Origin of the sequence: Novacetimonas maltaceti (assembly GCF_002906255.1) — a bacterium.
In the GTDB taxonomy this organism is placed as follows: Bacteria; Pseudomonadota; Alphaproteobacteria; order Acetobacterales; family Acetobacteraceae; genus Novacetimonas; species Novacetimonas maltaceti.
Genome location: NZ_POTC01000009.1, coordinates 47,982 through 61,774, shown reverse-complemented (window position 1 = coordinate 61,774; position 13,793 = coordinate 47,982). Strand labels below are relative to the sequence as shown.

At 69.1% G+C, this 13,793-nt stretch carries 9 protein-coding genes; 7 read left to right on the top strand and 2 right to left on the bottom strand.

Annotated features, from left to right (window positions below):
• Window positions 1–195: 195 nt before the first annotated feature.
• Together typA and KMAL_RS05215 are read left to right on the top strand one after the other, a co-directional pair.
• Window positions 196–2,019: a translational GTPase TypA gene (gene typA / locus KMAL_RS05220; protein WP_110094699.1), complete on the top strand. Its 1,824-nt coding sequence runs from the start codon at window positions 196–198 to the stop codon at window positions 2,017–2,019.
• Between the two features lie 253 nt (window positions 2,020–2,272).
• Window positions 2,273–2,536 (top strand): hypothetical protein, encoded by a 264-nt coding sequence (locus KMAL_RS05215; protein WP_110094698.1) that lies wholly within the window; start codon window positions 2,273–2,275, stop codon window positions 2,534–2,536.
• A 228-nt stretch (window positions 2,537–2,764) separates the two neighbouring features.
• Here KMAL_RS05215 and KMAL_RS05210 read toward each other — a convergent pair whose 3' ends face one another.
• A complete protein-coding gene (locus KMAL_RS05210) occupies window positions 2,765–4,021 on the bottom strand; it encodes a D-amino acid dehydrogenase (protein WP_110094697.1) in 1,257 nt (418 codons plus the stop codon).
• A 144-nt stretch (window positions 4,022–4,165) separates the two neighbouring features.
• The gene (locus tag KMAL_RS05205; RefSeq protein WP_110094696.1) at window positions 4,166–5,188 is read right to left on the bottom strand and encodes an NAD(P)/FAD-dependent oxidoreductase; all 1,023 of its coding nucleotides are present in this window, start codon (window positions 5,186–5,188) and stop codon (window positions 4,166–4,168) included.
• Window positions 5,189–5,412: 224 nt separating this feature from the next.
• On the opposite strand from KMAL_RS05205, the gene tsaE reads away from it, so the two are divergent.
• The 5 genes from tsaE to trxA all read left to right on the top strand — a co-directional run bounded on the left by tsaE (window position 5,413) and on the right by trxA (window position 13,762).
• Complete coding sequence (gene tsaE / locus KMAL_RS05200) at window positions 5,413–5,952, top strand: tRNA (adenosine(37)-N6)-threonylcarbamoyltransferase complex ATPase subunit type 1 TsaE (protein WP_110094730.1); 540 nt, start codon at window positions 5,413–5,415, stop codon at window positions 5,950–5,952.
• Entirely contained in the window at window positions 5,949–6,719 is a 771-nt protein-coding gene (locus KMAL_RS05195) for a nucleotidyltransferase family protein (protein WP_110094695.1), read from the top strand. The genes tsaE and KMAL_RS05195 overlap by 4 nt, the downstream gene beginning before the upstream one ends.
• Window positions 6,719–9,760, top strand: coding sequence for a double-strand break repair protein AddB (addB, locus tag KMAL_RS05190; protein ID WP_110094694.1), 3,042 nt, complete (start codon window positions 6,719–6,721; stop codon window positions 9,758–9,760). Before KMAL_RS05195 ends, addB begins: the two co-directional genes overlap by 1 nt.
• Before the next feature lie 2 nt (window positions 9,761–9,762).
• Window positions 9,763–13,347: a double-strand break repair helicase AddA gene (gene addA / locus KMAL_RS05185; protein WP_110094693.1), complete on the top strand. Its 3,585-nt coding sequence runs from the start codon at window positions 9,763–9,765 to the stop codon at window positions 13,345–13,347.
• A gap of 85 nt (window positions 13,348–13,432) precedes the next feature.
• Complete coding sequence (gene trxA / locus KMAL_RS05180) at window positions 13,433–13,762, top strand: thioredoxin TrxA (protein WP_110094692.1); 330 nt, start codon at window positions 13,433–13,435, stop codon at window positions 13,760–13,762.
• Window positions 13,763–13,793 lie beyond the last annotated feature (31 nt).

The following is a 13,793-nucleotide window of genomic DNA, read 5'->3' as shown; positions in this document are numbered from 1 at the left end:
GTTCTGATCGCACGCGCGGCAGAATTCATCGCCGGGATGCGCGCGGGACGTGAAGTTTCGCGTGCAATCCGCGCCAGTCCCCTTTATCTACGCCACAGCACCCAACAATGCCGCCATGTCGCTCGGGCCTGAACTGCCCGCACGGGCGGCGCGCCCTCTTGGCGCCCCCGCAAGGAAAGTCAGGTTACAACCGTTATGGACATCCGTAATATCGCCATCATCGCGCACGTCGATCATGGCAAGACCACGCTGGTTGACCAGCTTCTGAAACAGTCGGGCTCGTTCCGCGACAACCAGCATGTCGCCGAGCGTGCGATGGACAGCAACGACCTGGAGCGTGAGCGCGGCATCACGATCCTGGCGAAGTGCACGTCCGTCGTGTGGAAGGACACCCGCATCAACATCATCGACACCCCGGGCCATGCCGACTTCGGCGGCGAGGTGGAGCGTATCCTGAGCATGGTGGACGGCGCGGTCGTGTTGGTCGATTCCGCCGAAGGCGCGCTGCCGCAGACGAAGTTCGTCGTCGGCAAGGCGCTGGCGCGCGGGCTGAAGCCGATCGTGGTCGTCAACAAGATCGACCGTGGCGACGCCCGCCCCGACGAAGTGCATAACGAGATCTTCGACCTGTTCGCGGCCCTCGGCGCGAATGACGAGCAGCTGGACTTCCCGATGCTCTATGCCTCCGGCCGTCAGGGCTGGGCGGATCTGGAGATCGACGGGCCGCGCAAGGACCTCTCCCCGCTGTTCGACCTGATCCTGCGCCATGTGCCGCCGCCGAAGGTCAACAAGGACGCGCCGTTCGCGATGGTCGCGACCATCCTGGAGAACGACAACTTCCTTGGCCGCGTGCTGACCGGGCGCGTGGAGCAGGGCACCGCGAAGATGAACATGCCGGTGCATGTGCTGCGTCCCGACGGTTCGGTGGTCGAGACCGGGCGCCTGACGAAGCTGCTGTCCTTCCGCGGGCTGGACCGCGTGCCGGTGGAGGAGGTCGAGGCCGGTGACATCGTGGCCGTGGCCGGCCTGTCGGAAGCGACGATTCCCGAAACCATCGCTGCCCTTGAGGTGAAGGAGCCGCTGCCCTCCACCCCCGTCGACCCGCCGACGCTGTCGATGACCTTCCGCCTCAATGACGGCCCGCTGGGTGGCCGTGAAGGCAAGAAGGTCACGTCGCGCCAGATCCGCGACCGCCTGTTCAAGGAAACCGAGGGCAACATCGCCATCCGCGTGTCCGAAAGCCCCGAGAGCGAGGCGTTCGAGGTTGCGGGCCGTGGCGAACTGCAGCTGGGCGTCCTGATCGAGCAGATGCGCCGCGAAGGCTTCGAGCTGACCATCGGCCGCCCGCGCGTGCTGTTCCGCACGAACGAGGAAACCGGCGAGCGCGAGGAGCCGTTCGAGGAAGTCCTGATCGACGTGGACGAGCCGTATTCCGGCGTCGTGGTCGAGAAGATGGCCCTGCGCAAGGGCATCATGCAGGACATGCAGCCGTCCGGTGGCGGCAAGGTGCGCCTGACGTTCCAGATCCCGTCGCGCGGGCTGATCGGCTATCACGGCGAATTCCTGACCGACACGCGCGGTTCGGGCATCATGAACCGCCTGTTCTCCGGCTACCAGCCCTATGTCGGGCCGATCGCCGGGCGTCGCAACGGTTCGCTGATCTCTTCCGAGGATGGCACGACGACGCAGTATTCGCTGTTCTCGCTGCAGGATCGCGGCACGCTGTTCGTCGATGCGGGCGAGAAGGTCTATGTCGGCATGATCATCGGGGAGCATTCGCGTGAGAATGACCTCGAGGTGAACCCGATCCGTGAAAAGAAGCTGACCAACATCCGTGCCGCCGGCAAGGACGAGGCCCTGCTGCTGATCCCGCCGCGCAAGATGAACCTTGAACAGGCCATCGCCTATATCGAGGACGATGAGCTGGTGGAGGTCACGCCGTCGGCCGTGCGTATCCGCAAGCGCTACCTCGACCCGCATGAGCGCAAGAAGCGCGAGCGTTCGGGCACCGTGGACTGATCTGTCCACGGACCGGAAATGCGGGCCTGACCATCGCTGCCCGCATTCCCTGCAACCATTCGTAATGTTTCCGGCATTGTGATTGCGGTAGGAATGCGGCAGTTATGGGGTTCACTCCGAAAATTTAAAATTTTTAATTCGAGACGCGGCCTCGCGGTGCGTGTTACATCCGTGAATGTCGAATCGGGCTGGTGTCGTTGCCGGTCCGGCGCAGGCATTGGGATTTTGTCCCGATTGTTGGAGATATGAGTTCATGATCGTTTCGACCCGCCGTTTCCTGGCCGCCCTGTCCGCAGTCGCCGTGATGGGCGTTGCGTCCCCCCTGATGGCGCAGACCACCCCCGCCGAGCCGACCGCCCCGGCAGTGTCCGGCCCGGAGCATGCGCCTGACGCCGCTGCTGGTGACGCTGCCGCTGCTGGCGAAAAGAAGGTCCATCATGGTGGTCACCACCACGGTGGCAAGCATCACGGCAAGAAGAAGGCCGCCGAGGCCGAAGCACCTGCCGCTGCGCAGTAATGTTGCATGAACGCCGGCCCCAGGGCCGGCGGACCATGACTGCATGACGCACGAAAACGGGGCACGGATTTATCCGGCCCCGTTTTTTGTTGCCCGCGTGGGATATGGGTAAATGTAAGGAATAAAAGTTTTTGGGTGCCGCCTTTTTCCAAAAAGGCGGCGTTCTTCGAAGCTTTTTGGAAAAAGCTTCACCAAAAACTTTTATGGCTCCGGTAATCCGGCAGGCGTTTACTGCGCGTACCGGTCGATCGACAGGTCGAGGCTGGGGATTTCGGTCGGGCGCTGGCTGATCATGTCGGCCAGCAGCTTTCCCGACCCGCAGGCCATCGTCCATCCCAGCGTCCCGTGGCCGGTATTGAACCACAGCCTGCCAAACCGCTTCGACCCGCCGATGACGGGCGTCCCGTCGGGCGTGTTCGGGCGCAGGCCGGTCCAGTACACCGCCTGCGACAGGTCGCCGCCGCCAAACAGTTCGGTAAAGCTTTCCTCCAGCCCGGCGCGCCGGTCACGGCTGAGGCGGGTGTTGTAGCCCGCCAGTTCCGCCGTGCCGCCGATGCGGATGCGATCGCCCAGCCGCGTGATCGCGACCTTGTAGCGGTCGTCATTGACGGTGGAGGTCGGCGCGCGGCTTTCATCCGTCACCGGCAGCGTCAGCGAATATCCCTTGACCGGATAGACCGGCAGCTTCAGCCCCAGCGGACGGACAAGGCGCGGCGCGTAACTGCCGAGTGCGACGACATAGGCATCGCCCGTGATGCGCCCGGCGGATGTCCGCACGCCCAGAATTTCCTCGGCCGAGGCATCGAGCGCCTGGATTGTGGTTTCATACCGGAACGTCACACCCAGTTCGGCGGCCTTCTGCGCCAGGCGCTGGGTGAACATGTGCGCGTCCCCCGATTCGTCCCCCGGCAGGCGCAGCCCCGCGCGCAGCAGGTGGCGCGATCCCGACAGGCCGGGTTCGTACTGCGCGATCTGGTCGGGGGTCAGCAGTTCGTGTTCCACCCCGTGCTGCGACAGCACCTGCATGTCCTTGTGTGCCTTGGCGACGTCGCGGTCGGTGCGGAACAACTGGATCAGCCCGCGCTGGCGGTCGTCATAGGTGATGCCGGTTTCGGTGCGCAGCGCGTCAAGGCAGTCGCGGCTGTAGGTTGCAACGCGCAGCATGCGTGACTTGTTGATGTCATAGGCATGGGCGTTGCAGTTGCGCAGGACCTGCATCATCCAGCCGAACATGGCGAAATCGATGCGCGGGCGGATGATCATGGGGCTGGCGGTGCTGCACATCCATTTCAGGACCTGCAGCGGCAGGCCCGGCCCGGCCCATGGCGCGGAATAGCCGGGGGAGACCTGCCCCGCATTGGCGAAGGAGGTTTCCATCGCGGCGGCGGGCTGGCGGTCGATCACCTCGACCTCGTGTCCCTGCCGGGCGAGGTACCATGCGGTCGTGACACCAATCACGCCCGAGCCCAGAACAATAACCTTCACCCGCTGCCCCTTCCTGTTACGTTGCACGATGCGGGCGCGATGCTATCGCCCGCGCCCACGGGGTCAAGCACCGCGCGATCGATCCATGGCGTGGCGGCATAACATTATGTGTCAAAACATGTATGCGCCGTGGGCCAGTCGTGCTCAGGCGGCGGGCACGCCCCGGCTGGTGGAATACTCGAAATGCAGCGCGGTGTCGGGATGGACGATGGGATGGATGGCGTGCGCGGCCATGGCGCATTCGCTGAAGCCCTGCAGGATCAGCTTCAGCTTCCCCGGATAGGACGCGACATCCCCTACGGCGAAGATGCCGGGCATGCTGCTTTCGCAGGTGGACGGCGTGACCGGGATGGTGCCGCGGACGGTGTCCAGCCCCCATTGCGCGATGGGGCCAAGGTCGGTCGCCAGCCCGAAGAACGGCAGCAGCGCCTGGCACGGGACATGCAGCACCTCGCCATCAAGGGTGATGAGGTCCACGCCGTCGAGCACGCCGTCATTCCCGTGCAGGCCGTGAAGCTGGTAGCCGACCAGCTTTTCGATCTCGCCGCGCTCCACGGCCTCGTCCATCTGGCGCAGGCTTTCGGGGGCGGCGCGGAAGCGGTTGCGGCGATGGACGATGGACACGCGCCCCGCCACGTCACGCAGCGACAGCGCCCAGTCCACGGCCGAATCCCCGCCACCGGCAATCAGGACATGCTTTCCGGCGAAATCGGCGCGGCGGCGGACGTAATACCGCACCGCGCCACTTTTCTCGAACGCCTCCAGCCCTTCGAGCGGCGGGCGGTTGGGGCCGAACGCCCCGGCGCCGGCCGCGATGATGACGGCATGGGCGCGAATCGTGTCGCCCGTGCTGGTGCGCAGGGTGAACGCCCCGCGCGTGCCCGACAGTTCCTCCACCCGGCGGCCCAGCAGGCGCGGGATGTCGAACGGCGCGATCTGCCGGTCGAGTGCCGCGATCAGGTCGCCCCCCGCGATGGCGGGGTGGGCGGGAATGTCATAGATCGGCTTTTCCGGATACAGCGCGGTGCACTGCCCGCCGATTTCGTCAAGCGCGTCGATCAGCACGCAGCCCAGCTTGAGCATCGCGCATTCGAATGCGGCGAACAGGCCGGCAGGGCCCGCGCCGATAATGGCGACATCGGTGGAAAGGCTGGCGGTGTCGGTCATTGCTGTCTGTCCTGCAATCCGTGTCTGTATCAGGGTCCTGCTGCGTTGTGCGTTGCATGGCACGCCAGCGCAACCCACAAAAACGGCACAAACCCCGCGAAAATGCGCCGCCGCGTCCGCCGTGGCGCCCGATGTGGCGGGGGAAACGGTGCGCGTGCGGAACAGGTGCGCGGGCCTGCGGCTTCGCCTTGTCTGCGGCCCTGTCATGGGCGCACAATGCCACCATGACACAGACGGATACGACCCCTTGCGCCGCGTCGGGCGTGACGCGCGTCCTCCTGCCCGACGATGCGGCGACGATGGCGCTGGGCCGGGCGCTGGCGCCACTGCTGCGCGCGGGCGATGCGGTGCTGCTGCGCGGCGACCTTGGCGCGGGGAAGACGACGCTGGCGCGCGCGCTGCTGCGCTGCCTGTGCGACGACCCGGCGATGGAGGTGCCCAGCCCGTCCTATACCCTGGTGCAGACCTATGACGCGCCGGGCGAGGGGGGGCAGGAAATGGAGGTGTCGCATTTCGACCTGTGGCGCCTCGATGGGCCGGGCGCCCTGGCCGAACTGGGCTGGGATGACGCGTGCGAGGGGATCGTGCTGGTGGAATGGCCCGAACGCCTCGGGGAACTCACCCCGCCCGGCGCGCGGTATGTCGACCTGGAGGTGCGCGCCGATGGCGGGCGCGACGCCTTCCTGCGCGGGTGGGGGGCACAGGCCGAAGCCGTGGCGCGGTCGGTCGAAGGCGATACGAAACAGGCAGGAGAGCAGGCATGAGTGTGGAGATGCCCGAAACGGCGATGATCTTTGCCGCCGGGATGGGACGGCGGATGCGCCCGCTGAGCGAGACGACGCCCAAGCCCCTGCTGAAGGTCGGGGGACAGGCGATCCTGTGCCATGCGCTTGACCGGCTGGACCGTGCCGGCGTGGGGCGCGTGGTGGTCAACGCCCACTGGCATGCCGACATGGTGGCGGCAGCGCTTGAGGCCCGGCGCGCGGCAGGCGATGGCCCGCGCACCATCCTGCGGCGCGAGGACGAACTGCTGGAGACGGGGGGCAGCGCCGCCGCCGCCCTGCGCGCGGGGCAGGTCGGGCCGGGGCCGTTCTTCCTGCTCAATGGCGATGCGATGTGGCTCAACGGCCCGCAGGCGGCGCTGCGGCGGCTGGCGGCGGCGTTCGACCCGGCGAAGATGGATGCGATGCTGCTGCTGGGTGCGATGACGCGCGCGGTGGGGGAGGTCGGGCATGGCGACTTTGCCGTGGACGCCCACGGCAGGCCGCGCAGGCCGAAGGCCGGGGAACTGACGCCCTATGTCTATACCGGGGTGCAGATCGTCTCGCCCGCGCTGTTCGACGGTGCGCCGGACGGGGCGTTCAGCCTGAACCTGCTGTGGGACCGGGCGATGGCGCGCGGGCGGCTGGGGATGATCGTCCATGATTCGCTGTGGTTCCACCTGTCGCGCCCGCAGGATATCGCGGCGGCGGAGGCCACGCTGCGCAGCACGCTCGACCCCGACCATGACGAAAGCGGGGTGCACGGCTGATGCCGCACCCCACCGCCGCGTCGGCCCCGGTCGTGACCATCGCCCATCACGTCCCTTTCCTGGACCAGTTGGCGGCGCGCTGGATGGCGGAGGTGGATGACGACCCGCAGCGCACCGGCGCCGGCCTGATCCTGCTGCCAAGCCGCCGTGCCGCGCGCGCGCTGACGGAGGCCTTCCTGCGCCGTGCCGATGGCCGCGCGCTGCTGCTGCCGCGCATTGCGCCCATCGCGGCGCTGGATGAGGCGGCGCTCGCCCTGTCGGGGGAAGCCGCGCTCGACCTGCCGCCGGCGGTGGAGCCGCTACGCCGCCTTGCGACGCTGACGCTGCTGGTGTTGCAGGGGGGCGCGGCATTTGGCGACGTGCGCACCGTTGACCAGGCCTGGCCGCTGGCGCGCGCGCTGGCCGACCTGATGGACGAGGCGGAATGGGCGGAATGTGACCTGCGCGAACGCCTGCCCGAAGCCGCCGATGGCGATTTCGCGGAGCATTGGGGCCTGACACTGAAATTCCTGTCGATCGTGACCGGCGTGTGGCCCTCCTGGTTGGAGGAGCAGGGCGTGATGAACCCCGTCGCCCGCCAGGTCGCGCTTTTGCACGCGCAGGCCGCGCACTGGCGCGAAAACCCGCTGCCGGCGGGGCAGCGGCTGTGGGCGGCGGGGTTTTCGGATGCCGTGCCCTCCACGGTGGCGGTGCTGCGCACGGTGCTGGACATGCCCGGCGGGCGGCTGGTGCTGACGCCGGTGGACATGAACATGGACGCGGACACATGGTCCGCCCTGCCGCCGGGGCACCCGCAGGCGGGCACGGCGCGCATGCTGTCCGACCTCGGGGTGGCGCGTGACGACCTCGTGGTCTGGGACGACCTGCCCGCGGGCTGCATGGCGGCGGCCCCGCCGGGACGCGCGACGCTGCTGTCGGACGCGCTGCTGCCCGCCCCGGCGCTGGGGCAGTGGCTGGCGCCCGCGCCTGCGCCGGAAGTGCAGGGGCTGTCGGTGCTGCATGCCGCCGACCAGCAGGAGGAAGCGGCCGCCATCGCCCTGATCCTGCGCCAGGCGATCGAACGTCCGGGGCAGTCCGCGGCCCTTGTCACGCCGGACCGTACGCTTGCGGGGCGTGTGGCGACCGAACTGGCGCGCTGGGGCGTCATTGCCGATGACAGCGCGGGGGAGGGGCTGGCGACCACGCCGCAGGCCACGTTCCTGCGCCTGATCGTGCAGGCCGTCGATGGCGGGCTGTCGCCGGTCGCACTTTTGTCGATGCTCAAGCACCCGCTGGCCGCCTGCGGGCTGTCGCCGGGGAACTGCCGTGCGTCGGCCCGCCTGCTGGAACGCGCGGTCCTGCGCGGTCCTGCGCCGCCACCGGGGATCGCGGGGCTGCGCGCCGCCCTGTCGCGCGCGGGGCAGGATGAACATGGCGCGCTGGCCGATGCGCCGGACGCGCCGCAGGAACTCTCCGCCTTCCTCGACCGGCTGGAACGCGCGCTTGACCCGCTGCTGTCGCGCGCATCCGGCGTGGCGGAGGTCGTGGACCTGCTCTCCGCCCTTGTGGAGTCGGCGCAGGCGCTGGCCGCGACCGATACCGGGGACGGGGCCACGCGCCTGTGGTCGGGGGAGGAAGGCAACGCGCTGGGCGCGCACTTGGCGGAACTGCTGACATGGTGCGACGTGCTGCCCGCGCAGCGGGTCGGCGCGCTGGACGGGCTTCTGGCCTCGTCTCTGGCGGGGGTGACGGTGCATGGCCGCCGCGCCCTGCGCGGGCGCGAACAGGTGGCGGTGCATCCGCGCGTCTTCATCTGGGGCCTGCTGGAGGCCCGGCTGCAGACGGCGGGGACCATCGTGCTGGGCGGACTGGTGGAAACCGTCTGGCCCCCTGCCACCGATCCGGGGCCGTGGATGAGCCGCCCGATGCGCACGCGCATCTGCCTGCCGTCGCCCGAATGCGCCATCGGGCAGGCGGCGCACGATTTCATCGCCTGCGCCTGCGCCGCGCCCGATGTGGTGCTGTCGGTGCCGGGGCGCAGGCAGGGCGCGCCCGCGGTCGCCGCGCGGTGGCTGGTGCGGCTTGACGCCTACCTGACGGGACGCGGGGCGCGGATTGCGGAGCATCCGGCGCTGTCGTGGCTGGAGCAACTGGACCGCCCGTCCGGGCCGCCCGCGCCCGTGGCCCCCCCGCGTCCGTGCCCGCCGGTGGCGATGCGCCCGCGCAGCCTGTCGGTGACGGAGATCGAGACATGGATGCGCGACCCCTATGCCATCTATGCCCGGCGGATCCTGGGGCTGAAGCGCCTTGCCGATCTTGAGGAACTGGCCGACGCCGCCGATTACGGGGAAATCGTGCATGACGCGCTGGACCGCTGGTTCACGCGCCATCCCGACCGCTGGCCCCCCGGCGGGGAGGCGCAGATGGTGCGCCTGTTCGCCGAAGTGCTGGAGGAGGCGCGCCTGCGCCCGGCGCTTGCGGCATGGTGGGCGCCCCGGCTGGAACGTATCGCGCGCTGGTGTGCGGCGACGGAATCCGCGCGCCGGGCCGCAGGCGTGCCCGGCACGGTCCTGACGGAGCTTTCGGGGCGGATGGAACTGTCGGGCTTTTCCTTCGGCACGTTCGTGCTGCGCGGCCGGGCCGACCGGATCGACCGTGATGCCGAAGGGGGGCTGAGCCTGATCGATTACAAGACCGGCACCCTGCCCACGCGCAACAGCGTGCTGAGGGGATGGCAGTCGCAACTGGTGCTGGAGGCCGCGATGATCGAGGCGGGCGGTTTCGCGCCCGAAGTGACGGGGCAGGTGAGGGAACTGGTCTACTGGCGGCTGACAGGCGGGCATGTCCCGGCACAGGTACTCGACATTGCGCAGGGGAAGATACTGTCGGACCTGATCGCGGAATGCCGCACGCGGCTGCGCGACCGGGTGGCGGAATATGACAACCCGCACATGCCCTACCTGTCGCATCCCCATCCGGGGCAGGAACCGCGCTTTGCCGATTATGCCCACCTTGCGCGGGTCGCGGAATGGAGTGCGGCGCGTGAGGAGGACATGGCATGACGATGACACCCGATGGGGCGACATCCGCCCCCCATGCGCCCGATGCCGTGGCGCCCGACGCCATCGGGCTGGCGAATGAAAGCCAGGCGCAGGCATCCGACCCGCAGGCGTCTGTCTTTGTCTCCGCCTCCGCCGGGAGCGGCAAGACCAAGCTGCTGATCGACCGCCTCCTGCGCCTGATGCTGCCACGTCCGGGCCATGATGCGCAGGGGCATGCGGTGCTGCTGCCGGGGTCGGACCCGTCGCGCATCCTGTGCCTGACCTTTACCAAGGCGGCGGCGGCGGAAATGGCCGTGCGGCTGCAAAAGCGGCTGGGCCTGTGGGTGACGCTGCCGGACCACGATCTTGACGTGGAACTGCGCCGCCTGTTCGTCCCGGCGGAGGCCCGGACCCGGCAGGTGGCGCGTGAACTGTTCGCCCGCGTGCTCGACCTGCCCGGTGGCATGCGCATCGGCACCATCCACGCCTTCTGCCAGTCGCTCTTGCGCCGTTTCCCGGTGGAGGCGGCGATCAGCCCGCATTTCACGCTGGTGGAGGAAACCGACGCCCGCCTTGCGCTTCAGGGCGCGGTGGAGGAAGTGGTCGGGCGTGGCGGGGATGCCATCGCCGCCCTTGCGGGGCAGGTGGGGATCGGGGATTTCACCGCGCTGGTCACGCGGATACAGGCACGCCTGCGCGAATTCCATGAGGTTGCCGAACGCTGGCGCACGGACCCGGCGGCGGTGGACGCGGCGCTGTGCCGGGTGCTGGGCGTGCGCGGTGATGGCGCGGACACCCTGCTGCGCGACGCCTGCGCCAGCATCCCGGCGGAGGATACCCTGCGCGATGGCCTGCGCACGGTGGCGGCCGAGGCCTCGCCCAAGGTGCGCGAGGAGGCGGCGAAGCTGCTGGCATGGCTGGGGCAGGACGTGGAGGCACGGGTCGCCGGGTGGGGGATGTGGCGCAGGGGGCTGGTGAAGCAGGACGGCGAACCCCGCAAGCGTGGCGGCGTGAACGCGACGCTGGACAGGAAATACCCGCATATCGGCGACGCCCTGATGGCGGAGGCGCAGCGCATCCTCGATGTGGAGGCGCAGTTGCGCGCGCTCATGGTCCGGGACCTCAGCCGCGCGCTGCTGTCGGTCGCGACCCCGGTGGTGGAGGGATATGCCGCGCGCAAGACCGGGCAGGGGCTGGTCGATTATGACGACCTGATCGAACGCACGCTCGGCCTGCTCGACGATCCGGGGGCGGCGTGGGTGCTGTACAAGCTCGATGGCGGGATCGACCACCTGCTGCTCGACGAGGTGCAGGACACTTCCCCCCAGCAATGGGCGATTGCCGGTGGCCTGACGGCGGAATTCTTTGCCGGTGTGGGCGCGCGCGAACATGACGGCCCCCCGCGCACGATCTTTGCCGTGGGGGATTACAAGCAGTCGATCTACTCCTTCCAGGGCGCGGACCCGGCGGCCTTCCGCTACTGGCGTGAACGGTTCCGCGACAAGGCGCACAAGGCGGGCACGCGCTGGCGTGAACCGGCGCTGACGGTGTCGTTCCGCTCCACCACGCCGGTGCTGGCGCTGGTGGACCAGGTGTTCTCCATCCCCGCCGCCGCCCGTGGCGTGGCCGAACCCGACAGCGGCATTCCCGCCCATGTCACGGCACGCCCCGGCGGCGGCGGGCGCGTTGAACTGTGGCCCGTCACGCCCAAGGGCGAGGATGGGGAGGACCCCGACCCGTGGAAGGCCCCCACCGAAAACGAGGGGCAGGCCACGGCGCAGCAGCAGCTGGCCGATACGCTGGCGGCGTGGATCGCGGGCGAACTGCGCCGTGCGCCGCCACCGGGGCAGGCGCCGCTTGCGCCCGGTGACGTGCTGATCCTCGTGCCGCGCCGCTCCGCCTTTGCCCGCGCGCTGATCCGCGCGCTCAAGACGCAGGACGTGCCGGTGGCGACGCTGGTGCGCACGGTGCTGACGGACCAGCTGGCGGTGCAGGACCTCATGGCGCTGTGTGCCGCGCTCCTGCTGCCGCAGGACGACCTGACACTGGCCTGTGTCCTGACATCGCCGCTGGGCGGGCTGGATGATGACAGCCTGATGCAGCTGTGCATGGGGCGGCAGGGACGGCCCCTGTGGGCGGTGCTGCGCGCGCGCCATGGCGAACGGCCGGAATGGGCAGCGGCGTGGCGGATGCTCGATACCCTGTTCCGCAAGGTGGACTACGCCTCCCCCTATGCCCTGCTGTCGGAGGCGCTCGGCCCGCTGGGCGGTCGCGCGCGGCTGCTGGCGCGGCTGGGGCCGGAGGCGGTGGAGCCGGTGGGCGAACTGCTCTCCGCCGCCCTGCGCTTCGAGGAGGCGCATGCCGTGTCCCTGCAGGGCTTCCTGCACTGGCTCCACGCGTCGGAGGAGACGGTCAAGCACGAACCCGACGCATCGGCCGACATGGTGCGCGTCATGACCGCCCATGGGGCCAAGGGGTTGCAGGCGCGGCTTGTCATCCTGCCCGACACGGTGGGCACGCCGCGTTTCGACCGTGGCCTGTTGTGGGCGCGCGACGATGCAAGCGGCCTGGACATCCCGCTGTGGGTTCCGCGCACCGAACTGGGCACCGGGGTGACGCAGGCCCTGCAGGACCGGCTGAAGCTGGCGGCGGCAGAGGAATATAACCGGCTGCTGTATGTCGCCCTGACCCGTGCGAGCGAGCGGCTGGTGGTCTGCGGGTGGGAACCGCGCCGGGGCGTGCCCGAGGATTGCTGGTACGACCTGTGCCGCAAGGCGCTGGAGGCCGGGGGAGCCAGGACGGAGGAATTCACCCTTGGCTGGGGCGGGGAGGCGCTGGTGATCGAGGAGCCCTATGCCCCGCGTGCCGAATCCGCCCCGCAGTCCCCGCCGCGCGTCGATGCCGCCCCGCCGCGCTGGATGGGCACGGCGCCGGACTGGACACCCGTGCCGCCGCCGGTGGAGGGGCCGCTGGCGCGCCCGCTGGCGCCCAGTCGGCCCGATGACGTGGCCCTTGGCCCGCAGCCCGCCGTGCGTTCTCCGCTGGAGATCGCGCAGGCCGGGGCAGGCGGGCGCAGTGCGGGGACCCGCCGGATGAATGCGCTGCGACGTGGGCAGATGGTGCATGCGCTGCTGCAGTACCTGCCCGACTGCGTGCCGTCCGAACGCGCGGAGGTGGCGCGCCGGTGGCTGTCGCGCCGGGGTAGCGGCCTGTCGGCGGCGCAGTGCGAACGGATCGTGAATCAGGTGATGGCGGTGATGGACATGCCCGTGATGGCGCCGCTGTTCGCGCCCGGCAGCCGCGCGGAACAGCCGCTGGCCGGTGTCGTGGGGGAAACGGTGGTCGTGGGGCAGGTCGATCGCATGGCCGTTACCGACAGCGCGGTGCTGCTGTGCGATTTCAAGACCAACCGCCAGCCCCCCGCGCGCGTTGAGGACACGCCGGTGCTGTACCTGCGGCAGATGGCGTCGTACCGTGCGCTGCTGCGCATGCTTTATCCGGGGCGGGCGGTGACATGCGTCCTTGTCTGGACCGAGGACGTGCGTGTCAGTGTCCTGCCAGATGCGCTGGTCGCGGCCAGTGCGCCAGCGCGGATTGCATCGCAGTGATGTCTTGACCCCGCGCCCAAGGGTCGCCATGTCGGGTGGTACCGATCATGTCGCGGCCCGTGCCGCGACCAACAGGAGTGATGCAATGAGCGAGAACACCGTCGCCGTAAAAGATAGCGAATTCAAGCAGCAGGTGCTGGAGTCCAGCGAACCCGTGCTGGTCGATTTCTGGGCCGAATGGTGCGGGCCGTGCAAGATGGTCGCCCCGGCGCTGGAAGAAATCGGCGCGGAGTTCAAGGGCAAGCTCAAGGTGGTGAAGGTCAATATCGACGAAAACCCCGAAACGCCCAACACCTATGGCGTGCGTGGCATCCCCACCATGCTGATCTTCAAGGGCGGCAAGGTCGTCGCGGACAAGGTCGGCGCCGCCCCCAAGGTGCAGCTCAAGGAATGGGTGAAGGCCAGCCTCGCCTGAATATCTGCGGCCCATCCGTAACGCCGTGGCG

Coding starts and splice junctions, on each gene's coding strand:
- KMAL_RS05205 (WP_110094696.1), bottom strand. CDS start 5,188: ATGACCGACACCGCCAGCCTTTCCACCGATGTCGCCATTATCGGCGCG.
- addA (WP_110094693.1), top strand. CDS start 9,763: ATGACACCCGATGGGGCGACATCCGCCCCCCATGCGCCCGATGCCGTG.
- KMAL_RS05215 (WP_110094698.1), top strand. CDS start 2,273: ATGATCGTTTCGACCCGCCGTTTCCTGGCCGCCCTGTCCGCAGTCGCC.
- trxA (WP_110094692.1), top strand. CDS start 13,433: ATGAGCGAGAACACCGTCGCCGTAAAAGATAGCGAATTCAAGCAGCAG.
- tsaE (WP_110094730.1), top strand. CDS start 5,413: ATGACACAGACGGATACGACCCCTTGCGCCGCGTCGGGCGTGACGCGC.
- KMAL_RS05195 (WP_110094695.1), top strand. CDS start 5,949: ATGAGTGTGGAGATGCCCGAAACGGCGATGATCTTTGCCGCCGGGATG.
- addB (WP_110094694.1), top strand. CDS start 6,719: ATGCCGCACCCCACCGCCGCGTCGGCCCCGGTCGTGACCATCGCCCAT.
- typA (WP_110094699.1), top strand. CDS start 196: ATGGACATCCGTAATATCGCCATCATCGCGCACGTCGATCATGGCAAG.